The organism is Niallia endozanthoxylica, from assembly GCF_008710145.1.
GTDB lineage: Bacteria > Bacillota > Bacilli > Bacillales > Cytobacillaceae > Bacillus_BD > Bacillus_BD endozanthoxylica.
In genome coordinates this window covers 69,569-90,429 of the sequence record NZ_VYKL01000025.1, presented here as the reverse complement: position 1 = coordinate 90,429, position 20,861 = coordinate 69,569, and the positions used below count along the sequence as shown (strand labels likewise).

Annotated in this window: 19 protein-coding genes and 2 pseudogenes; 16 read left to right on the top strand and 5 right to left on the bottom strand. The window is 37.9% G+C overall.

Features of this window, described 5'->3' with window-relative positions; translation table 11 throughout:
- Position 1: 1 nt before the first annotated feature.
- The 12 genes and pseudogenes from csrA (at position 2) to F4V44_RS16115 (ending at position 11,852) form a co-directional block, all read left to right on the top strand.
- Positions 2 to 235: a carbon storage regulator CsrA gene (gene csrA / locus F4V44_RS16175; RefSeq protein WP_150441047.1), complete on the top strand. Its 234-nt coding sequence runs from the start codon at positions 2 to 4 to the stop codon at positions 233 to 235.
- Between the two features lie 137 nt (positions 236 to 372).
- Complete coding sequence (locus tag F4V44_RS28295) at positions 373 to 2,226, top strand: flagellin N-terminal helical domain-containing protein (protein WP_449866991.1); 1,854 nt, start codon at positions 373 to 375, stop codon at positions 2,224 to 2,226.
- A gap of 221 nt (positions 2,227 to 2,447) precedes the next feature.
- Entirely contained in the window at positions 2,448 to 2,687 is a 240-nt protein-coding gene (locus tag F4V44_RS28410; protein WP_396897502.1) for a flagellin, read from the top strand.
- Positions 2,688 to 3,151: 464 nt separating this feature from the next.
- Positions 3,152 to 4,900, top strand: coding sequence for a flagellinolysin (locus F4V44_RS16155; RefSeq protein WP_150441046.1), 1,749 nt, complete (start codon positions 3,152 to 3,154; stop codon positions 4,898 to 4,900).
- 349 nt (positions 4,901 to 5,249) lie between these two features.
- Positions 5,250 to 5,363 carry a flagellin gene (locus F4V44_RS16150; protein ID WP_317978336.1) on the top strand — a complete coding sequence of 38 codons (114 nt, stop codon included), beginning with the start codon at positions 5,250 to 5,252 and terminating at the stop codon, positions 5,361 to 5,363.
- Between the two features lie 456 nt (positions 5,364 to 5,819).
- On the top strand, positions 5,820 to 6,059 hold the full coding sequence (locus F4V44_RS16145; RefSeq protein WP_150441045.1) for a hypothetical protein: 240 nt from the start codon (positions 5,820 to 5,822) through the stop codon (positions 6,057 to 6,059).
- A gap of 36 nt (positions 6,060 to 6,095) precedes the next feature.
- On the top strand, positions 6,096 to 6,266 hold the full coding sequence (locus F4V44_RS16140; RefSeq protein ID WP_223881924.1) for a putative motility protein: 171 nt from the start codon (positions 6,096 to 6,098) through the stop codon (positions 6,264 to 6,266).
- A 633-nt stretch (positions 6,267 to 6,899) separates the two neighbouring features.
- A complete protein-coding gene (locus tag F4V44_RS16135; RefSeq protein ID WP_150441043.1) occupies positions 6,900 to 8,525 on the top strand; it encodes a VWA domain-containing protein in 1,626 nt (541 codons plus the stop codon).
- Between the two features lie 607 nt (positions 8,526 to 9,132).
- Positions 9,133 to 9,540, top strand: a pseudogene (locus tag F4V44_RS28405) (flagellin); the annotation flags it as partial.
- A gap of 1,512 nt (positions 9,541 to 11,052) precedes the next feature.
- A pseudogene (locus F4V44_RS28400) lies at positions 11,053 to 11,319 on the top strand (flagellin); the annotation flags it as partial.
- 68 nt (positions 11,320 to 11,387) lie between these two features.
- Positions 11,388 to 11,630 (top strand): hypothetical protein, encoded by a 243-nt coding sequence (locus F4V44_RS16120; RefSeq protein WP_150441042.1) that lies wholly within the window; start codon positions 11,388 to 11,390, stop codon positions 11,628 to 11,630.
- A gap of 21 nt (positions 11,631 to 11,651) precedes the next feature.
- A complete protein-coding gene (locus tag F4V44_RS16115; RefSeq protein ID WP_150441041.1) occupies positions 11,652 to 11,852 on the top strand; it encodes a YjfB family protein in 201 nt (66 codons plus the stop codon).
- A gap of 838 nt (positions 11,853 to 12,690) precedes the next feature.
- Here the strand turns inward: F4V44_RS16115 and F4V44_RS16110 are convergent.
- A complete protein-coding gene (locus F4V44_RS16110) occupies positions 12,691 to 13,332 on the bottom strand; it encodes a hypothetical protein (RefSeq protein ID WP_150441040.1) in 642 nt (213 codons plus the stop codon).
- Between the two features lie 201 nt (positions 13,333 to 13,533).
- On the opposite strand from F4V44_RS16110, the gene F4V44_RS27425 reads away from it, so the two are divergent.
- Positions 13,534 to 13,698, top strand: a complete 165-nt coding sequence (locus tag F4V44_RS27425) for a hypothetical protein (protein ID WP_191090720.1) — start codon at positions 13,534 to 13,536, stop codon at positions 13,696 to 13,698.
- 96 nt (positions 13,699 to 13,794) lie between these two features.
- Complete coding sequence (locus F4V44_RS16105; RefSeq protein WP_150441039.1) at positions 13,795 to 13,995, top strand: YjfB family protein; 201 nt, start codon at positions 13,795 to 13,797, stop codon at positions 13,993 to 13,995.
- A 103-nt stretch (positions 13,996 to 14,098) separates the two neighbouring features.
- Here the strand turns inward: F4V44_RS16105 and F4V44_RS16100 are convergent, their stop codons facing one another.
- Together F4V44_RS16100 and F4V44_RS16095 are read right to left on the bottom strand one after the other, a co-directional pair.
- Positions 14,099 to 15,175 (bottom strand): DUF4030 domain-containing protein, encoded by a 1,077-nt coding sequence (locus F4V44_RS16100; protein ID WP_150441038.1) that lies wholly within the window; start codon positions 15,173 to 15,175, stop codon positions 14,099 to 14,101.
- Positions 15,165 to 15,710 carry a sigma-70 family RNA polymerase sigma factor gene (locus F4V44_RS16095; protein ID WP_150441085.1) on the bottom strand — a complete coding sequence of 182 codons (546 nt, stop codon included), beginning with the start codon at positions 15,708 to 15,710 and terminating at the stop codon, positions 15,165 to 15,167. Before F4V44_RS16095 ends, F4V44_RS16100 begins: the two co-directional genes overlap by 11 nt.
- 275 nt (positions 15,711 to 15,985) lie before the next feature.
- Between F4V44_RS16095 and F4V44_RS16090 the strand changes: the two genes are divergently transcribed.
- The gene (locus F4V44_RS16090; RefSeq protein ID WP_150441037.1) at positions 15,986 to 16,708 is read left to right on the top strand and encodes an ion transporter; all 723 of its coding nucleotides are present in this window, start codon (positions 15,986 to 15,988) and stop codon (positions 16,706 to 16,708) included.
- Between the two features lie 161 nt (positions 16,709 to 16,869).
- On the opposite strand, the gene F4V44_RS16085 is transcribed toward F4V44_RS16090, so the two are convergent.
- The gene (locus F4V44_RS16085; RefSeq protein WP_150441036.1) at positions 16,870 to 18,774 is read right to left on the bottom strand and encodes an alpha/beta fold hydrolase; all 1,905 of its coding nucleotides are present in this window, start codon (positions 18,772 to 18,774) and stop codon (positions 16,870 to 16,872) included.
- A 358-nt stretch (positions 18,775 to 19,132) separates the two neighbouring features.
- On the opposite strand from F4V44_RS16085, the gene F4V44_RS16080 reads away from it, so the two are divergent.
- Positions 19,133 to 20,032 carry an Rpn family recombination-promoting nuclease/putative transposase gene (locus F4V44_RS16080; protein WP_150441035.1) on the top strand — a complete coding sequence of 300 codons (900 nt, stop codon included), beginning with the start codon at positions 19,133 to 19,135 and terminating at the stop codon, positions 20,030 to 20,032.
- Positions 20,033 to 20,216: 184 nt separating this feature from the next.
- Here the strand turns inward: F4V44_RS16080 and F4V44_RS16075 are convergent, their stop codons facing one another.
- Positions 20,217 to 20,828: a hypothetical protein gene (locus F4V44_RS16075; RefSeq protein ID WP_150441034.1), complete on the bottom strand. Its 612-nt coding sequence runs from the start codon at positions 20,826 to 20,828 to the stop codon at positions 20,217 to 20,219.
- Positions 20,829 to 20,861 lie beyond the last annotated feature (33 nt).

Here is a 20,861-nt window from a genome sequence, read left to right as displayed (position 1 = left end):
CATGCTAGTACTGTCACGAAAAAAGGGCCAAACGATCCGAGTTGGCGATGATATTGAAATTACCATTGTAGCTACAGCAAATGATCAAGTGAAAATAGGCATTCAAGCACCGAAGAATGTGGAGATTTTACGCCAGGAGTTATTTGAAGAAATCCAAGCTGAAAACAAAGCCGCAACAGCTTCTGTAAATAATCTATTAAGTAACCTAAAAAATCTATCGAATTTGAAAAAATAATTTCTAAAACGCTAAACAGTTCCTATCATCCTCCGATAATAAAAATGTAAGGGGGAATAAAGGCGGCCGACTTTATTCCTTCTGAAATTTGAGTGGTTCACAGGGAAGTGAGCCTGACATTCAAGGAGGAAAATGAAATGAGAATTAATCATAATATTGCGGCGTTGAACACGTATCGTCAGTTGGGTAATGCAAACAACGCACAACAAGCTTCAATGGAGAAATTATCTTCTGGTCTTCGTATTAATGGTGCGAAGGATGATGCAGCAGGTCTAGCAATCTCTGAAAAAATGAGAGCTCAAGTACGTGGTTTAGACCAAGCTTCTGCCAACGCCCAGGATGCGAATTCCATGATTCAAACTGCTGAAGGAGCTTTAAGTGAAACTACTGACATCCTTCAACGTATGCGAGAGCTAGCTACACAAGCAGCGAACGATACAAACACAGATACAGACCGTGGAGAAATTCAAAAAGAAATCAACCAATTAACATCTGAAATTAACCGAATTGGTAATACTACTGAATTTAATACTCAGAAGTTATTAAATGGTGGAGTTGAAAAAACTTCTGCGGTTAGTGTAACAACGACTACCGCTGGGGCTGCTGGTGCGGCAGTTGGAGCTATTGGTAGTGTTTCTAATACACTTGGTGTTGCAGCTGGTGGTTCTGATGTTTACTCCACTTTAACAGTAGATGGCTTAACCATTACTGCTGATGAATATGGTAGTCAATATGATGGATACACGTTAACTGTAGCTGATGACACTACAGAAGGAATTGCCGTAGACCATGATAATAAAACAATCACTATTACTTTAGATATAGCTGGTTCTTCTACAACTGACATTGCAACTTTAACACCATCAGTATCTGGAACAAATCCAGGTTCTGGAGCTTTTACTTTCTCTGGGACAGCTGGAACTGCAACGACAGGAACAACTGGAGCAACAGCAAATGGTGATGCTGCAAGTGCAGGTACCCAAGGAACAACTAGCTTTGATATTACTACTGCATTAGGAGCAGGTGAAACAATTGATGTAGGTGGAGAAACTATTACTGTATATGCTGACCAAGCAGCACTTGACGCAGCAAATTCAGGTTCTGGGGATGCATTTGGTATCTTAGCAACAGATACAGCAGATGACCAAGCTGCAGCTATTAGAGCTATGTCTTTCTCTGGATTAACTGCAAGTGGTTCAGGTGCAACAGTAACATTATCGCAAGATGCTAACGGTACAGGTGATGTTAGTGCAGCTTCATTGTCAGCAGCTGGTGGTACCGCAGGTGTTTACTCATTTGACCTTGCTCAACAAGAAGCTGGAAATAGTATTACTATCGATGGTCAGGAAATTACATTCACAGATGATGTAGCCGATGCTGGAATTGCAGCAGGTACTAGTGTATTAATCGGTGTAAATGCAGATGACACAGCGGCTAATTTTAGGGCAGCGATTGCATCAAATACAACACTTAGTGCAGATTATTCTGCCGCTGGTTCGGGGTCTACAATTGAATTAACTCAACAAGCTGGTCAGGAATCAGCAACTGCTCCTCAAGTATCAACAACTACAGGAGAAGGGAACGGTTTTTCTGCTAGCTTCCAAATTGGTGCAAATGCTGGACAAAGCATGACAATTGAGGTTCGTGACATGCGTGCGTCATCTGATGCATTAAAAGTTGCTAGTGAAGATGGTACAACAGTACAATCTAAATCTGGAAAAACAGCATCTTATACAACTGCTACAGATGTAACAGATGGAACTAATAATACTGGTACATTTAAGGCATTAGATGTTTCTTCTCATGATAAAGCTAGTGCAGCGATTGATGTTATCAATGATGCAATTGAATCAGTTTCTGCAGAACGTTCTAAATTAGGTGCATACCAAAACCGTTTAGACCACACAATTAACAACTTAGGAACATCTTCTGAAAACTTAACTGCTGCGGAATCTCGTATCCGTGACGTAGATTATGCTTTAGCTGCTTAGTGTAGTGACAAGCACAGTCGTCCTAGCTGGTAACGGCTAGAGATTATTATCGGGTGAATTGCTGGAAACCCCTTAGAGCTTTTCTTACCACAACGTAGTTGGAAACGGCAGGCGTGATGGTTTGAAAAAAAGAAAAGATTGGGCAATCAGCAGCCAAGCTCCTGTGAGGAAACTTTGGAGAAGGTTCAACGACTAGGATAGACCATCTAAAAGCTAAGCTCATGATGATGAAATCCGTAGGTGAAACAATGTCCATCAGCATTGTGAATCCGAAGTGCCCGACCCTTACTAGATTGCTAGAAGGTGAAGATATAGTCTGGTCATTTGTGAAAGCAAATGTTCGCACGATGGCGAAACAAATGATGGAACAAACAAAGAATTCCATTCTTGGACAAGCAGCACAAGCAATGTTAGCTCAATCGAATCAAACGCCTCAAGGAGTGTTACAACTCTTGAGATAAATGATAAGAAGGGCGTCTAGCTTGGTAACGAGCTAGAGGATAACTGGGTGAATTGCTGGAACTTCCTAAAGCTTCATCAACCACAACGTAATTGGAAACGGTAAGTGTGAAGGTTTGAAAATGATGAAGATGAAACAATGGATAATCAGCAGCCAAGCTCCTGTCTCGAAAGAGTGGAGAAGGTTCAACGACTAGAGAACACGGTCTAAGGCAAAAGCTATGATTATGAATCTCGTAGGGCAGCTAGTCTGTTCGAAGTGCCCAGCTCCATGAAAACATGGATGAAGATATAGTCTATTCTGTGATTTCGAAAGACACAGTCGCAAAGCAAGCGAATCAACAACCACAAGGAGTTCTACAACTTCTTCGTTAATTATTGGAGTATTTCAAGAGGGGGTACTGGGGATATTTTCCTCGTACTCCTTTTTGATATCTAAGAATGGTTTGGGAGATGAGGTAGGGCTATGAGAATTAATCATAATATTGCAGCATTAAACACATATCGACAATTAAGTATTGCTAATAGTGCTCAATCCAATTCAATGGAGAAATTATCCTCTGGTCTTCGTATCAATAAAGCTGGGGATGATGCTGCAGGTCTAGCAATTTCTGCAAAAATGCGTGGTCAGATCCGAGGATTAGAACAAGCGCAACGCAATTCGCAAGACGGGATATCGCTCCTACAAACGGCGGAGGGAGCTTTAAACGAAACACATGAAATACTTCAACGTATGCGTGAACTAGCTACACAAGCAGCAAACGATACAAATACTGATACTGACCGTAAAGAAATTCAAAAGGAAATCAATCAATTAACTTCAGAGGTTAATAGAATTGGAAATACGACTGAGTTTAATACAAAGAGATTATTAAATGCTGGTGTTGGAGATACCACTACGGTAAATAACATATTAGATGGTATTAAAAACAAGGGATGGTTAACTCAAGCGGAAGATAGAATCATTGCAGAATATGGATTAAAGGGTAATGGGGAAAATCTCGAGATTATTTTAAAGACAGATGCACCAGGCGGAACAGCTGCCTATGTAACTGGTTCGACAGGAACAACAGCTCAAACGTTGACAATTGATGTGAGTGATTTTACTCCAAGCTCAGGTGATAGTGGAGATAACGGAACAGGTGGAGCAAATTATAGTGATCGTGTCTTAGCACACGAAATGGTTCATGCTGTTATGAACTCAGAGTTTGGTGTAGAAGATACAATTGACATGGCAAGTTGGTTCAAAGAAGGATCAGCTGAGTTTATTCATGGTGGAGATGAACGTTTAGAATATTATATCTCTGATGGCTCTGGTGGTTTGGATTCTGCAAAAGTGGATGATATGGTAACTCGGGCAACAGCACTACTAAATGGTTCTGAATGGAACGGTGATAGCAAAGATTATGCAGCGGGATATATGATTATGAAGTATTTAGATAATCAAATAACTGCCAATGATCCAAGTACAAATATTAAAGACTTAATGACTGAAATCAAAAGTTTAGTAGGTGCAAATTCAGGAAGTGATGCGCTTAAAACTGCAATTGCTAATACTACAGGTGGATTGTTCTCTGATTTTGTTTCAAGTTTCTCAGCCTTAGATTCAACAGCTGTTGCAGATTTTATCCATTTTACAAATGGGCCTGAAGCTGACACAGGTGGGGTTGGAGGTTCAGACTACGGTGGCTCAGCTCATACAGCTGAGAACGTCTTTGACAATACAACAGGTGTTACTGCAGGGCAAGTATCTAAAAGCTTTAATGCAACACTTCCTGATGCGAGCAGTGTTTCCTCATCAATCTTGCTACAAGTTGGCGCTAATGCAGGACAGGGCTTTACCATTAACCTAAAAGATATGCGAGCAGATGCTCTTAATATTAGTGGTGGCGCAGGAGAAGAAGTAACGGCTGAGAACGGTACAACAAAAGCTTACTATACTGCCATTGATCCATCAGATTCTTCAATGGGTGTCACAAACGGTACAAACAGTGATATTGTAGAATATGCACTGGATGTAAGTACTCACGAAAAGGCAACAGCCGCTATCGAAGTATACGATAATGCTATCAAGAAGGTTTCTTCCTTCCGTTCGGAATTGGGTGCTTATCAAAACCGATTAGAACACACAATCAACAATTTAGGAACATCTTCTGAAAACCTAACTGCTGCGGAATCTCGTATCCGTGACGTGGATTATGCTTTAGCTGCTTAGGCAGTGACAAGCACAGTCGTCCTAGCTGGTAACGGCTAGTGATTATCATCGGGTGAATTGCTGGAAAATCCTTAGAGCTTTTCTTACCACAACGTAGTTGGAAACGACAAGCGTGAAGGTACTGAAAAAAGAAAAGATATGGGCAATCAGCAGCCAAGCTCCTGTTCCGAAAGGATGGAGAAGGTCCAACGACTAGGATAGACCATCTAAAAGCTAAGCTCATGATGATGAAATCCGTAGGTGAAACAATGTCTTCATCAACATTGTGAATCCGAAGTGCCCGACCCTTACTAGATTGCTAGAAGGTGAAGATATAGTCTAGTCATTTGTGAAAGCAAATGTTTGCACGATGGCGAAAGAAATGATGACTCAAACAAAGAATTCTATTCTTTCTCAAGCAGCACAAGCAATGTTGGCTCAATCGAATCAACTATCTCAAGGAGTATTACAACTCTTGAAGTAATGATTGAAGGGCGTTTTATCTGGTAACGGATAAAAGTATGACTGGGTGAATTGCTGGAACTTCCTAAAGCTTCATCAACCACAACGTAACTGGAAACGGTAAGCGTGAAGGTTTGAAAATGTTGGAGATATAACAATGGATAATCAGCAGCCAAGCTCCTGTGAGGAAACTCTGGAGAAGGTTCAACGACTAGAGAAGTACGGTCTAAGGCGAAGGCTATGACTATGAATCTCGTAGGACAGCAAATGCTGTTCGAAGTGCCCAGCTCCATGAAAACCATGGATGAAGATATAGTCTATTCTGTGATTTCGAAAGACACAGTGGCAAAGCAAGCCAACCAACAACCACAAGGAGTTTTACAACTTCTTCGTTAATTTTGGGTATGAAAGAGGCTCTAGTTTTACTAGGGTCTCTTTTCATATCAAACAGTTTAAGGCTGTTGAATAGGAGGAACGAATGAATAAAGATGAGCAGGAACATAAGCAGTTTCTTGAACAACAGCTCGAGTGGTGTAAAGAGCAAGACCGTATTTTAGAAGAAATAGAAATGAAGCTTCATGAGATGAAAAAAATAGCCCAATACGCTCTCGATCATGAACTTACTTCGCTAGAACTCGATCAGTTGAATGGTCAATTAAAGGAATTGGAAAGTGAAGTTCATTTTTTTGAGAAGCAGTTACATTCTGTTGTTCATTAGAAAGAGAACTATGGTGTTTTTGTGGATATCGCATTAATGTCAATGGCAGGTTCAGTAGCAGCTTCAATGTCTGTGATGAAAAAAGCAAGGGATCAGGTAGAAGGCAATACTTATTTTATTAACAAAATGACGGGAGTTTCAGACATCCAAGCTCTGCAACATGCAGCACAACCTCATCTTAGAGGTAACGTTGATATAAAAGTATAAGGTAATATATAAATCCTACTTATAAATTTAACAGTTGCAATAGCTGTCAAAACTTTTACAAGATGTTTTAGAGTAAGGGATATCAAGCGATAAATTCTATTTAGGAAACTAAATGATATGTTGAAAAAATAATTTGGACTTATATATACTTGCCATTTTTAGGGAACGGTTATTGGAATAGATGAAAAACAGCGATATTAACTTTAGGATTAATATCGCTGTTTTTCTCCCAATTTAATTTATTCATTATCTTGAAGATAATATTTACTCGTCACTACTTCACACAAATCATGTTAGATACAAGTTAAATTACTTTTTTCATAGAAAGGTACTGATTTGAATGGTACAATATTCCTATATAGTTTAATTGTTGAAAAAAGGTTAGAAGAGTAGAACATATGGTGAATTCAAATGTACAAGCTATCATAAGTGGTAGGAGATTTATCAAGTTTTATATGCTTCTAACTATCGGCACAAAGGGGATAATCTGCTCAATCTAACGATCTTTGTAGAGGCTCGCCTTCTTCAACGAAATAAGGAGGGATTGTTTGAAAAATATCATTAAAGTTTAGTTTCTATTATTTTATTTAGAAATACACTAGAAAAAGAGAAGATCGCAAGGGGAGTGGGAAAATGAGGAAATTTATTAATCTATTTTTATCTTTATTTCTTGTTTTTGTTCCTCTGTTCGGTAGTGTTCAAGCTCAAGCTGAATCTAGTTTAGATACTTCTTATATGATCGTCATAGATGCTTCAGGAAGTATGGATGGCAATGACCGAATGGAGAGAGCTAAAAGCTCAGCAGAGAATTTTTTAAACGGTATAAAAGGACTGAACGTTGAGGCAGGTCTTATGGTCTTTTATGACTGCGGTGATATTCGGGTATTACATGAATTAACTACTGATATTGACGCTTTAATCCAGCCACTTAGACAAATTCAACCGTCAGGATTGACTCCTTTAGCAGGTTCAATCGCTTTTGGAGCAAATTATCTTCATCAAAATGGATTGGGAGATAAAGGAAAGCTTATCGCTTATACAGATGGAATGGATACTTGCGGTGGAAGTTATCCGGAAGCAAGAGATGCTATTGAGGGATTAGAAATCGACATATGGGGAATTGATTTGTCTCCAGAGGATGAAAGAGCAATAGAAGAAGGACTTGGCCAAGATGTAAAAGATATGGATGAACCTCCTGTAGAATTAAGCCGTATCTTGGTAGATCCATTTCCTGAAAACTTTTATGTTGGTCAAAGTATACAAGTTCATGTAAAGGGTGAATGGTCGGATGGAAGTATTCAGGCGATCCCACCAAATGAGGTTCAGTATAAGAGCAGTCGAGAAGATATAGCTGTTATATCTAACACTGGTCAAATGACAGCTCTGGCTCGCGGTTCGAGTTATATAGATTTTACCTACCAAGGTCAAACTCTTCGAACGACTGTAACCGTTAAACCAGCACCGACATTAGACCGTCTCTTTGTAGATCCATTTCCTGAAAATGTTATGGCCGGAGAAGTATTCCAACTTCAATTAAAAGGTGAATGGTCGGATGGAAGTGTTAAAACCATTTCACCGGATGAAATCAACTATAAGAGCAGTCGGGAAGATCGGATTGTGATATCGGACGATGGTCAAATGACAGCTCTGGCTTCTGGTTCCAGTTATGTAGAATTTGAGTATGGAAATAAAAAACTTCGAATTGTAGTAACAATTAAACGAGCACCAACTCTAACCGATTTTTATTTAGATTCAACTCTTCCGTCAACATTGGTACTGGGAGATGTGTATACAATTAGTGGTTTGAAAGCCAAATGGTCAGATGGAAGTGTAATAGATGTACCCGTAACGGATGTGACAGTGAGCAGTAGTCGCCCAGACAGAGTACAGGTTAAAAATGGAGAACTAGAAGCGGTTGCATCAGGCTTGACCTCTATCACTCTTGAATACAAGGGAAAGACAATTCGTAGTAGTGTAAAAGTAACAACAGGAAAAACATTAACGAATTTTTATTTGGATTCAGCTCTTCCATCGTCTTTAACAATAGGTGATACGTATACGATTAGTGGTTTAAAGGCTAAATGGTCAGATGGAAGTGTAACAGATGTACCAGTAACAGATGTAACTGTGAGCAGCAGTCGTTCAGACCGGATAAAGGTCACAAATGGAGAATTAGAGGCTGTTGCGTTAGGATCAAGCTATATATACCTTGAATATGGTGGGAAAACAATCCAAAGCACCGTAAAAGCAACAAGATAAAATGAGACAAGCATCGCGTTTCAAGATTATTATATAGAAGCAAAAAATCAGCAGGTACTATGGATGTACTTGCTGATTTTTTTAATTATTTTGGATGTTTTGTGCTTCAAATTCATTTTATTTTTGGGGTTTCTTCCCTTTTAGTAGCATGAAACTACCAGAAAAGGAATCTTTTTAAGGAGTATTCGCTGTGACGCCCCGAAAAATATTGTTTCATAAAATGTTCCACATAAGGGTTGCCAAAATTCATTAAATTAATTTATATATGTCAAAAGTCTTTCTGAAATGGCAGGGTTTGAATTAAGCTTAATAAATATCCCATGATTTATTAGTTACGGGTCAATAACTTCTTTGTAAATTATCTGCAATTCATTGCATGGTCACTGCTTGCCTTTTTAATTCTATTTATTTAGCTATTTCTTTATTAGTATAGGGTTGATTCCTATTTTCTTTTAAATAGAGATTTAAATACGAGATTCTCCCAGGTTACACACCTGTTTTACTTCACTTTCAAAGATCAATTCTCCATTAATTAGAGCTTTACCTCTTCAAAATCCCACAAATTATCCGATATAAACAGTAAGAATAAAGATTGATAGGTGTTTTGATGATCATAAATCATAATATAACGGCTTTAAAAAATTTTAATCAAATAAAGAAACAGACTCATAAATCAGAAGCCATTCTCCAAAAATTATCATCAGGGATGAGGATTAACCGAGCTAGTGATGATTCCGCAGGGTTAGCCATTTCTGAAAAAATGCGGGCCCAAATTAGAGGTCTCAATCAAGCGCAAAAAAATATACAGGACGGCATATCGCTTCTTCAAACGGCCGAAGGGGCATTGTCACAAATTCTGAATCCTCCATTACAAAGAATGAGGGAATTGGTTATACAATCAGAAAATGATTCGTTAACAAGATTGGACCGATTGCACCTTCAAAAGGAAATGGACGAATTAAAAAATACAATTAATGATATTGCTCGAAATACGCATTTTAATAATAAATATTTAATCGATGGCAGCTATAATGGAGAAATTTCTGTACTGACGGAAGCCATTCCTGCACAAATCTCTGGAAATGTTGATCTTTCGGAGGGAATGACCATTGTACAAGGAGTAAATGATACATTAAACCTTATTATTGATGATATTTCTTATACTATTCGATTAGAAGCAGGTCAATATCATGCGGATGAGTTTATCAACCAATTAAATACTCAATTCATTAAGGAGAATGTCAATGTATCTGCTACCTACCAAAATAATCAATTGTCTCTACTCCATGGTATCGACGATGACATTCAACTTTCCGGAAAATTGGTAGAATCATTATTTTTAACGTTTGAAGAGGGGCAATCCTTTGCCGGAGCAATAACGAAATCAGTCACTAGTAAAAGTAACCTCTCTTTTGCGGATCCACAATATGGGACCATTATCGAGGGAGTGAATGATTCTCTTATAATCACGCTGAATGAAGAAGACTATGAGATTACTCTTACACCTGGAACTTATTTGAATGGTGAACAATTTGAGAATGAACTAAATGCTCGCTTCAATGAGAGTGGGCTGGATGTTCAATTTCATAACTACTATATATCCGGTGGAACCCTCGGAATCAATATGTTAGAAAATAATGAGGCTGGGATTATGCGGGTTAGTGGAAATGCTGCCTCCTTTATCTTTACCTACAAGTGGGGGGATGATTGGTTATTTGGTAACAAAGATTTAAGTAACGGCTTATCCATTATTGAGAATCAAAATGATATTTTGGAGCTTACCTTGGATGGTCATGATTATTCATTTAAGTTGGATTCAGGTACGTATACTTCACAACAGCTAATTAATGAACTTAATTCCCATTTTACGGAACAAAATGTCAAGCTGTCGGCATCCATTCACCAGGGATATTCCGATGATAGATTAGCTGTTGAGGGTTCTGACATTAAAGTTCTGAAGATTGATAGAACATCTGCTGAAACAGGGAATGTAAATGCCATTCAGTTTTCAGGCACTGCTTTTACTGATCTATTTTTACATATGGATGGTCAAGAGGGAGTAATTGAACAATCATTTAAGGTGACAGGAAATAGAGATTTATCCAATGGATTAATGATAGAAGAGGGAATGAATGATAGCTTAAGTTTTCTTGTTGATGATGTTCATAAAACAATACAATTGAGTGAAGGCACTTATACGTCAGAGGAACTTATAGATGAGATTAACCATCGATTAACAGAAAAAAATGCAGGGGTTTCAGCATCTTATTCTGACAATCGGCTCGTATTTAGACATCATACAGCTGGAGAAAATCATAAAATCAGCCAGTTTTCAGGGAATGCTTTTACATCACTCTTTTTTTCATCCGAGAAAGGGAAGGATGCGGTTTTAACTGAACCAAATCAAGTACAGTTTCAAATCGGTGCAAATAGCGGAAATAGTATTTCTTTACATTTCATGAATACGGAAACAACTGCCATAGGAGTTGATAGCCTTTCTGTCATAGATGCTCCTAACAGAAAAGGCGCTTTGAGTAAAATAGACAAAGCCATTGAAATGATCAGTTCAGAGCGTTCAACCATTGGCGTAATTCAAAATCGTTTGGAATATACGATAAATAACTTAAGTACTTACTCAGAGAACCTAACGGCAGCAGAATCCCGTATCCGTGATTTGGACATGGCTAGAGAAATTATGGCTCAAACAAAGAATTCTATACTTACACAAGCATCACAAGCCATGCTAGCTCAATCGAATCAAATACCACAGGGAGTCTTACAACTTCTCCGTTAGTTTTAGTAATAATGGCTCTGGTTTACTAGGGATTCTTTTTATATAAGAAAGTTTTATAGGAGGGTCCAATGAACAGAAAAGAGCAACAAGAATACAAACAGTTTCTTGACCACCAGCTAAAATGGTGTAAAAACCAAGACCTCATTTTAGAAGGGATAGAAATAAAACTTTATGAAATGAAAAAGATAGCCCAATACGTTGTTAATCACGAACTTACTGCGATAGAAATTGAACAGTTGAATGATCAATTAAATGAATTAAAAAGTGAAGTTCGTGTTTTAGAAAAGCAATTACACACTGTTGTTCATTAACATTAAAAAGGTGGTGTTTTCATGAATATCGCATTAATGTCCATGGCGCTAAGTCACGGGCAAGTTATGCAACAGGCTTCAATGTCAGTTATGGATATGGCAATGGGGAATGCACAACAGCAAGGCGAAGCCATTCAGAAGTTAATCAGTACAAATGACGCAGCTGCTATTCAGCATGCTGCTCAGCCGCATTTAGGCGGAAATTTTGATTTGAAAGTATGATGGGGATGTAGGAGCAGCCTAGATGGAAGGTTGGTCTTTTTTGGTGGATTGAAAAGAGATGGTAGAAGGAATGCTCCCCGATAGTCCTGCTGCTTTCAACTAATCCACTATAAAATACTAAAGTAACAAAAAAACATTAATTGACAGGTAAAATAGACCTAGTTTTATAGTAAAATTAGTTTAGTTTATGTTCGCTGTGACACCCCGAAAAATCTTGTTTCACATAATGTTCCACATAAGGGGTGCCAAAATATATAAAACTAATCATTTATATATCAAAAATTACTTTGACATCAATCGGTCTAATGGAAGCAGCACTTAGAGCGACAGTCAATGCCTATATTTATGTAAAGTACGGAAGGAAAATAATCTAGACAGTAGTAAGTATTGAATACTAACCGATTTAAAGACCTCAGATTCAGTTGAGGTCTTTGTTTAGGGGCTCCTGTCTCATCAATATCATATTAGAAGTAGCCCAATATGATACCGGTGGTGTTTTTTAGTAGAATTGTATTACTAGAAAAGGAATCTTTTAATGGGTGACAAACGACATTAGTTATCAAAATAAAAACAAAGTGTAACAACTTGACTGTTATTCAACCCGGTTATTTTCTTTATATCATTAATTATACTCCAATACCTTGATTCAATAACAACCTGATATTGTTTTGTATTAAGATGATTTCTAACTAGTGAGAAGGTTGTTTTATAATGATAAAGGTAATTTTCACGGTTATAAACAATTTCATGAAGGTTTGTTAAAAGCTGTAATTGGTTATTTATTTCAGATGTTGGTTTGTTTAGTTTAATATCTCCAGGCAAATAGATAGTAGTTCTCTTAGGGAAAGTATTGTTTGATAAATAGTTCTGTTTTCATTATTTTTCTATCCATGGATGGATGTAGATAAGGATGTACTAATCGGCAAAAATAAACGATTTGTAATTGATCATAGAGTATTAAACGATTTTGTCCGTCTAATGAAAAATTTAATGAGAATTTTTTCTCTAGAAGTTTAATTAATTGCAGATTTTCATTTTGGGTAAAACTATCTGTGGAGAGAATTATTTTCTTTACAACATCGTTGTTTTTCTTTAAGTGTCCGTCATCCAAGTACCACCATGCTAATGCTTTTTCATCTAAATACTTTTCCAAAAAGTCAAAAGGGATTACTTTTTTTCGAGAAAAATACCAAATAGACTCTAAATATGTAATAAGTTCAGAAGTTTTTGATTGAACTATATATCTCTCAGTGTAACCTTTCAATGTTCTAGAATCTTTAATCTTTGAATATGAAGGAGGGTTAAGTGGTAAAAATGGTCGAAGTTTCTCATAACAATAGTTACACCATTCAAAATCGCTTGCAGTATGATTAAATTGAAATCTCGGCTTTCTTCCTGGTTGCAGTGTGATACAACCATCCCCTAACAATTTGCCACAGATATATGACAGAAATGCATTTTTTTTAGCCGAACTTTCCATTATTAACACTTCCTTATAAAAGATTCCTCAGTTCTATTATAGAACATACGATCTATTGTAGGAAGGAATATATAAGAGTATATAGCAGGATTTTGGTATAAATCATGAAAAATCCTATTACATATAATGTTCAATGACTTTAAATTTGCTAGAATTTTATTTCATAATGGCAGTAAAAACCTAGGTTTACTGGAGGAACGAATGAACAAAGAAGAGCAGGAACACAAGCAGTTTCTTGAACAACAGCTCCAGTGGTGTAAAAAACGAGATTGTATTCTAGAAGAGATAGAAGTGAAGCTACATGAAATGAAAAAAATAGCTCAATACACTCTTGATAATAAACTAACCGCAATAGAACTAGACTAGCTGAATAATCGCTTGAAAGAATTGATAAGTGAAGTATATTTATTAGAGAGGCAGTTACACACTGTTGTCCATTAGTAAAAGAAAGGTGGTAATTTCATGAATATCGCATTAATGTCAATGGCGCTAAGTCATGGACAAGTTATGCAACAGGCTTCGATGTCGGTTATGGATATGGCAATGGGGAATGCCGAGCAGCAAGGTGAAGCGATTCAGAAGTTGATCAGTACCAATGACGTAGCTGCTATTCAGCATGCTGCACAGCCGCATTTAGGCGGGAATTTTGATTTGAAAGTGTGAAGAGAATATTAGGGGTAGACAGGATGAACGGCACTCCAATTGTTAGACACACATAACAATTGGAGTGCCGTTTTTTTGGAAACAGCGGGAGGTTCCCGCGTTTCTATTCTTCCAATATTATTTCTTTATCCTTCCCATAAATGATCACCTTGTACTCGTCATTCCTTACGTCTTTTGTTAATTCATGGGTTTGAATGAACACTTTCATTTCATTAATCATTTCTTCCGCAAGCTCTTTGGCTTTTGGGTCTGTTGATTGAACGGAAGTCTTCACTTTTATTTGTAACGGGTAGGGGTGGAATGAGTATGAAAAACCGGTAACTTGAAAGGATTTGTTTGACATGAGTCCCTGTGCAAGAATGCCGATGATGTTGTTTCCCCATCGCAGTTCTTGTTCCCGTGCTTTCATGTCGATACTGGTAATTCTCATTCTAAATTCTCCATAATCTTTCGTAACCGTGTTGAGCAGCTCTTTTAATTCAGTGACTCTTTGTTTGCTTTCCGTATTTGGCAAGGCAATATAGATGAAGTTTTCCATGCTGTTGATGCGAGCTTCAATTGGAAAGGCCGGTGTGTAGTTATGTTGAGCAAGTAAATGTAATATCTTTTTCTCAAGCTCTACGCTGTCTGTGATATATTTTTCTTCCTCTTGTGTGAGTTCTGGTCCGGGATCTGGTCTTTCTCCTTTTTTGACAAGAATCTTGTATTTGCCAAAATCTTGAGATACTAACTCCTCGTTGATATTAGCGATCACATCAGCTTTGATGGTTTTCACTTCCGCTTTGGACCCAAGCAGTGAAACCGTGATTTTCTTTTTCGGTATAGAAACATCTAGATCAACCACTTGATATTGATGCTCATTGATGACATTTTGAATGCTATCATAAAGAGCATATTTATACTCCTCCTGCTTGATAAATAAGCTAAAATAAGGAATTTTCGCTGCAGCCTTGGCCATGTCCAGTGAAAAATGAGTAGAACCAATGATTAGCATAAATAGGGCAGCAGCTGCTGTTGTTAAATAACTCAATCTTTTAAAAATGATTTTCTTTTTAGGATTAGTCATATCAGGGCAGGGATCAGCTTGTACCGTGTTTAATACATAATCCATTTGTTTTTCTTTAAAACGAAGTTGGTTTAATTCTGAATGATGACTAGGATACTTCCATTTATTCCTCATACATTTGCCACTCCTTCAAATTACTTCCCAATAGCTTTCTAGCTCGATGCAGCCTTGTTTTTACTGTATTGGAGTTAACCCCTAACAGCTCGGACATTTCATTGATGGATAAATCTTCATAGTAATGAAGAATGATTACTTCTCTAAACTTGATAGGAAGTGACAAAACGGTTTCAAAGATTCTTTCTTGATTTTCTTTTTCAACAATATTGGATTCTACCGATTTTTCTTTGCTGTTAAAAACGGAGCGGATTAAGTTCTGATATTGAATGTTTCGAAAGGACCAGCTTCGAAAATAATCCTTGCACTTGTTCACCGTTATTCGGTAGAGCCACGTTTTGTAGGTGGCTCGGTTTTCAAAGGTTTCTAGGTTTTTATAACAGCTGATAAATACCTCCTGTGAAATATCTTCAGCTAGTTCTTTTTGTTTCACGTACGTGTAAGCCAATCTCATCACCATATCGCCGTATTCTTCCATTAATAGTTGGAGCTGTTCTTCTTTTGTTAGCTGATTTGGTGAGGAGTGTAGATTCATTTCGTTCAAAATTTCTATGCCCCCCATCGCTTTCCATTTCTTAGACGGAGTCATCCCGATATCGGTTCCCGAAAAAAAGGAAAGTGTAGGTCTATTATAATTATATTTTTGCTTAAGTGGGGATATGGAGCATATTAGTAGAGACTGCACCTTGAATTTCACTCCATTATCCTCTCGCCATTCATGGTAAAATAGAAAAAATAAAAGAGAAATGAAAGTATATTTTATTTTCGTAGAACGGTAGGCAAATAATTGACGAGTGGGGATTTGATTCAATGAAAAAATGGTCTTTTGGAATCATCTATGAAATAGGCTTAGCTGTTTTAGTGATTCTTTCCCTAGTTCTGGATTTACCTTCGAAGGAAGGGGTGATTTTGGACTGGTTTATTTGGGGGGTTTTTTTCGTGGATTATGTTATCCGGTTTATAAAAAGCGAAAATAAATGGAAGTTCTTTAGAAATCATCCTTTAGACTTAATTGCGATTCTTCCACTCGATCAATTGCTGCGTACAGCGCGGTTTGTGCGGATTTTTAGAATTCTTCGTCTGTTGATGATTGTAAATAGGCGGATTGCTTTCTTTGATCAGATTTTAAAAAAATATAAAATTGATTCCCTTGTTGTATCCGTAATAACCCTGCTTTTCCTTATTGCTTTGCCAATGACAGCGATTGAGCCGAGTTTTGATTCATATGGCGATGCACTTTGGTGGGCCATCGTGACGATGACAACCGTTGGGTACGGGGACCTCTATCCGGAAACCACTGTAGGAAGAATCATAGCAAGTGTTTTAATGCTGACAGGTATCGGGATTATTGGTTTAATCACGGGAACCGTTGCCTCCATTTTCACAAGCAATAAAGATGACGGACTGCCTCCGGAACTAAAAGAAATGAAACAAAAGATTGACGCTTATCCTAATCTCGATGAAATTGATTATAACTTTATGATTGAAAAACTGAAAAAAATGAGGGATGGGCTTAAGAAAGAAGCAGAATAAAAAGAGGTGAAACACTAGGCCGAATCTGGCGTTTCACCTGGTCTATAGAGTAACAGTGGGACGGTATTCTCGCATTTCATTAGAAAGGAAAGATTGGATAGAGAGAACTCTATACATAACTTCTATGAAACATTAGAACCGTCTCCACGTTTCATCGTGGATTATTTATCCGCATGATGAATCCGATAAAGCATGGTAACAACATGTGATCTTTTCATTGGTTCATTTGGCTTAAAGGAGGCATAGGTTTTCAGAGCTTTTCCGTTTGAATCAAGATAACCCTCTACAAGGTTTTGGTCATATAGCCATTGAACGGCTTCTTCCTCGCTTACCGTTTTTTGTGTAAAACTGCTGACAAGTAGAACGGCGGCTTCCCCTCTTGTTATGGCCGCATTTCCTTTTCCTGTCACAGGAAGACCGTACGATTTAGCAACGGCATAGATGTTTGCTAATGATTCATCCTTCAAGTCTGATCCCAATTTACTTCGTAAAAAGACTCTTAAATATTCACTTTCTGTCATAGGTTGATAAGGTTTCAGTACTTTTTCCGCTTCATATCCCTTGATGATGCCTTCAGTAATCGCCCAAGCGAATGCATCGGACCAAAATAAACCTGGTTGATAATCTTTATACATCGTTAAATCAACAGAAGGTTTTTCTTTGATGCTGCCTGTTTTTACCCATTCGGCAATATCGCCAATAAAATCTTCAGGTACGTTTCCTGGTGTCATGTATTCTGTGATTCCATTTGGCTCCCCTTTAAAATTGACAAGGAAGTGCATCATATCAGGATACAATTGATATTGGACATTCTTCCGGCCTTCCAAAGCAGATTTCCAGGAATCCAAATAATCAGCTGGAACTTGAATATCCTTTCCGCCCTGTAAAAATAATAATGGTACATCCTGCTCTTTTATCAACTCTGCTGGGTCGTATTCATTTAAATCAAACCACCAGTAAGGAGGGCTTAATTGGAATTCAGGCGGCAGGTTGTCTCGTGAATATTGAGGATTCTCAAGAAAAGCAATCTGTGTTTTTAGCCATTCCAGCTGGGCTTTTGCGGCATCAATTTGTTCCTTTGGTGCATTCATTTTTTCCGCCCGAAGAAGTCCTTGCTCCATTTGCCAAAGTAAAAGATCATGGAACTTTCCAGTTGGGCCGGCCACACCAATGGCTCCTTTTATAGAGTTGTTTTTGTCATTTTCCAATATGAGCGGTAATGCATATCCTCCTTGACTATGACCTAAGACGAAGATGTTTTTATCATCCACTTTTGGAATCGATGCTAATGCTTTTGTAGCCAGATTGGCATCAAGAACAGTTTCCTCCATGATGGTAAACTTAGAATCACCGCTTGCTTTAATGGCGTGTGTATTGGTTCTTTTATCATAACGGAGAACAGCAATTCCGTGGTTAGCCAGTCCGACAGCTAGATCTCTAAATGGCTTAAATCCATAAAAAGTTTCGTCCATATCGTTCGGCCCGGAACCATGTACAAGGACAACAACTGGAAATGGTCCGTTTCCTTTAGGGAGCGTTAATACACCTGGCAATGTGAAAGGTTCTTCACCAATCGTGATTTGTTTTTCTATGTAATTCTCAGGATGGTTATAAGGTGGATTGATGATTTGACTTGGATTATTCGCATTTTCTATGTGAAAATCATCTACTTTTCCATTCTTATCATAGTTCAGAACGAATGCAAATGGTCCATTCTCGGCTGTTATAAGCAGTTTTACCTTCTGATGTAAGCCATTATGTTGATTCTCTTGCAGTGAAACGGTATTGATTTTTCCGTATGGTGAGGTAAAGCCTGTCCAAAACTGTGGTAACTGTTCTTTTGTTAAATACTTTTGAAGGTTTCCGCTTAATAGTGGATAGAGTGTTTCCCAGTCTTGTTTTTCTGCCAAGGAAATAAATTCCTTTGCTGCTTTTTCATAGTCTGCTTGTTTCATAGATTGTTCCGCATAGACAGCTGGAGCTGGAAGGATTCCCCCAACGCCAACCGCTGCGATTCCAAGCGAACCGGCTAAAAGCCACTTTCCAATCACTGTGTATTTTTTCACATAAATTCCCCCTTACATGAGCTCATAGTTAATATTCGATTCTCTCATGATTATTCCTGCCTATTTTTTACTAGAGAGGGGAATGGGCATTTGGGCGGGAAACGAGGAAATGCAGAATATAGGCTTCTTGTAATAATGAACTCTTGGAATAAATTTACTTTCATTTTATAAAATAGGCACTTTTTCATCAGTCTCGGAGGGTTTCAGGGTTCACCTTAAGTCTGGAGATTAATTTGATAAATCTCACAAGCACTAGAATAGAATTCACTAATTAGTCAATTGATAGAATTCAATAAATAAGCTTTAATAAATATGAAACAACTACAATCTCCCAAAACCCTCCGAAAGGAATATCCTCATGACAAAAGAATACCTCGATTTGAAAATGGATTTTATGTTCAAACAATTTTTCGGACACCCGAGTCGCAAGTCTATTACGATTGCCTTTTTAAATGATGTATTACATCGAACAGGACCCGATCGCATCATGGATGTGCAATATGAAAACACGGAGTTGGTGAAGGAAGAACAGGATGGAAAAACGAGCAGGCTTGATGTTCTGGTTTCAACTTCTAGCGGTGAAAGGATTAATGTTGAAATTCAGTTGGTCAACCAGTACGATATGCCGGAGCGGGTCCTTTATTATTGGTCCAAATTGTTCTCCTCGTCGCTTGCTTCTGGTGAAGATTATCGAAAGTTAACCCCGACCATTATGATTAGCATCTTAAATTATCCACTTTTTCCTCGTGAAACAGAAAGCTTCCATAATATATTCCACTTAAGAGAAGATACAGAGCACTTTATTTGGAGCTCCCATCTTGAATTTCATTCCATTGATTTATCAAAATTCATGGTAAAATGGAAAAAATACCAAAGAGACATAAGAGCAAATCCGCCTATGGAACTGCCGTGGTTGATGATGTTGACCGCTTCTGATTATGAAAAGAAAACAATTGATGAAAATCTTTTTCACGAACTGGAGGAATGGGCGATGAATGAACAGGAAATTCGTGAGGCTCTGATTGAATGGGAGAATTTAAGTGCCAATAAGGAAAACAAAGTGTTGTACGAGGCTAGGCTGAAGTTTTTGCGCGATCAGCTGTCGAACATTCGAGGTGAACGCAGGCTGGGGAGAGAAGAAGGAAAAAAAGAAGTTGCCGTTGAAATGCTGAGAAAGGGAATGTCGGTTGAGTTGGTGGCGGAATGTGCAAGGCTTTCGGTTGATGAGGTGGAGAAATTAAAGGAATCGATTAATTGAGTAACACCATCTGCTAAGCGGCTATGGCTGATGATGCTGTCAGTCGTAGATTAAAGTGCTGGAAACAGCGGGACGGTTCGGACTGGCTGAAAAAGTTCAAATAAAAAGAAAAGGAATCTAATTATTTACCCTATGTAGATAACTAGATTCCTTTATTTACTGTATATTGTAAAAAAGCCGCCATTCATACATTTTTCAACACTTTTTCATCAGTCTCGGACGGTTCTCGTGTTTCCCTTAATTTTAGTACAGCCAAACCAAACATTGCCCATATAAATCCAATGGAAACCATTAAGATGGCTAGGATGGGGTTCGTTATTTTTTCAGGTAAAGCTTCTGTAAGAAAGGTCAAAACAATTAATAGAAGGTTATCTAAGAACAGAGCGATAGCTGTCCAGGATAAAACATTTGCTGTCAGGATGATTGTTCTTAGCTGCCGGAACAGATAAATGGAGCCAATCATCATACAGATTGTACCTGTAAATAAAAAGATGAACCCAAATGGCAGATTGAAGCCATAAAAGTATATTTCGAAAAAGTGGAATAATGCACTTAAGATGACTGCTGCACTTAGGATAACGACGGAATTCCTAACTTCCCTTTTATAGAGAGAGTAGATGACCACTAATCCGCCTATGCAAAGAAGGGGGAAGAGAAAGAAAATATAGTCCGTGGGACCTGATGGGGTATATCCCTGATTCACCCTTCTTCCATTAAATAAGACATCATAGATTGGCTTCACACCCCATAAGAGACCACTGATTACACAAAGCCATCCTAATATTATTTTTTGCAAAAAGGATCCCTCCAGTCAACGGTTTAAATAAAA

Bases quoted from the DNA above. Each gene is read 5' to 3' on its own strand.
- F4V44_RS16090 (WP_150441037.1), top strand. From the start codon at position 15,986: ATGAAAAAATGGTCTTTTGGAATCATCTATGAAATAGGCTTAGCTGTT.
- F4V44_RS16095 (WP_150441085.1), bottom strand. From the start codon at position 15,710: ATGAATCTACACTCCTCACCAAATCAGCTAACAAAAGAAGAACAGCTC.
- F4V44_RS16135 (WP_150441043.1), top strand. From the start codon at position 6,900: ATGAGGAAATTTATTAATCTATTTTTATCTTTATTTCTTGTTTTTGTT.
- F4V44_RS16155 (WP_150441046.1), top strand. From the start codon at position 3,152: ATGAGAATTAATCATAATATTGCAGCATTAAACACATATCGACAATTA.
- F4V44_RS16100 (WP_150441038.1), bottom strand. From the start codon at position 15,175: ATGAGGAATAAATGGAAGTATCCTAGTCATCATTCAGAATTAAACCAA.
- F4V44_RS27425 (WP_191090720.1), top strand. From the start codon at position 13,534: ATGAACAAAGAAGAGCAGGAACACAAGCAGTTTCTTGAACAACAGCTC.
- F4V44_RS16145 (WP_150441045.1), top strand. From the start codon at position 5,820: ATGAATAAAGATGAGCAGGAACATAAGCAGTTTCTTGAACAACAGCTC.
- F4V44_RS16080 (WP_150441035.1), top strand. From the start codon at position 19,133: ATGACAAAAGAATACCTCGATTTGAAAATGGATTTTATGTTCAAACAA.
- F4V44_RS16105 (WP_150441039.1), top strand. From the start codon at position 13,795: ATGAATATCGCATTAATGTCAATGGCGCTAAGTCATGGACAAGTTATG.
- F4V44_RS28295 (WP_449866991.1), top strand. From the start codon at position 373: ATGAGAATTAATCATAATATTGCGGCGTTGAACACGTATCGTCAGTTG.
- F4V44_RS28410 (WP_396897502.1), top strand. From the start codon at position 2,448: ATGATGATGAAATCCGTAGGTGAAACAATGTCCATCAGCATTGTGAAT.
- F4V44_RS16140 (WP_223881924.1), top strand. From the start codon at position 6,096: ATGTCAATGGCAGGTTCAGTAGCAGCTTCAATGTCTGTGATGAAAAAA.
- F4V44_RS16120 (WP_150441042.1), top strand. From the start codon at position 11,388: ATGAACAGAAAAGAGCAACAAGAATACAAACAGTTTCTTGACCACCAG.
- csrA (WP_150441047.1), top strand. From the start codon at position 2: ATGCTAGTACTGTCACGAAAAAAGGGCCAAACGATCCGAGTTGGCGAT.
- F4V44_RS16115 (WP_150441041.1), top strand. From the start codon at position 11,652: ATGAATATCGCATTAATGTCCATGGCGCTAAGTCACGGGCAAGTTATG.
- F4V44_RS16150 (WP_317978336.1), top strand. From the start codon at position 5,250: ATGGCGAAAGAAATGATGACTCAAACAAAGAATTCTATTCTTTCTCAA.
- F4V44_RS16110 (WP_150441040.1), bottom strand. From the start codon at position 13,332: ATGGAAAGTTCGGCTAAAAAAAATGCATTTCTGTCATATATCTGTGGC.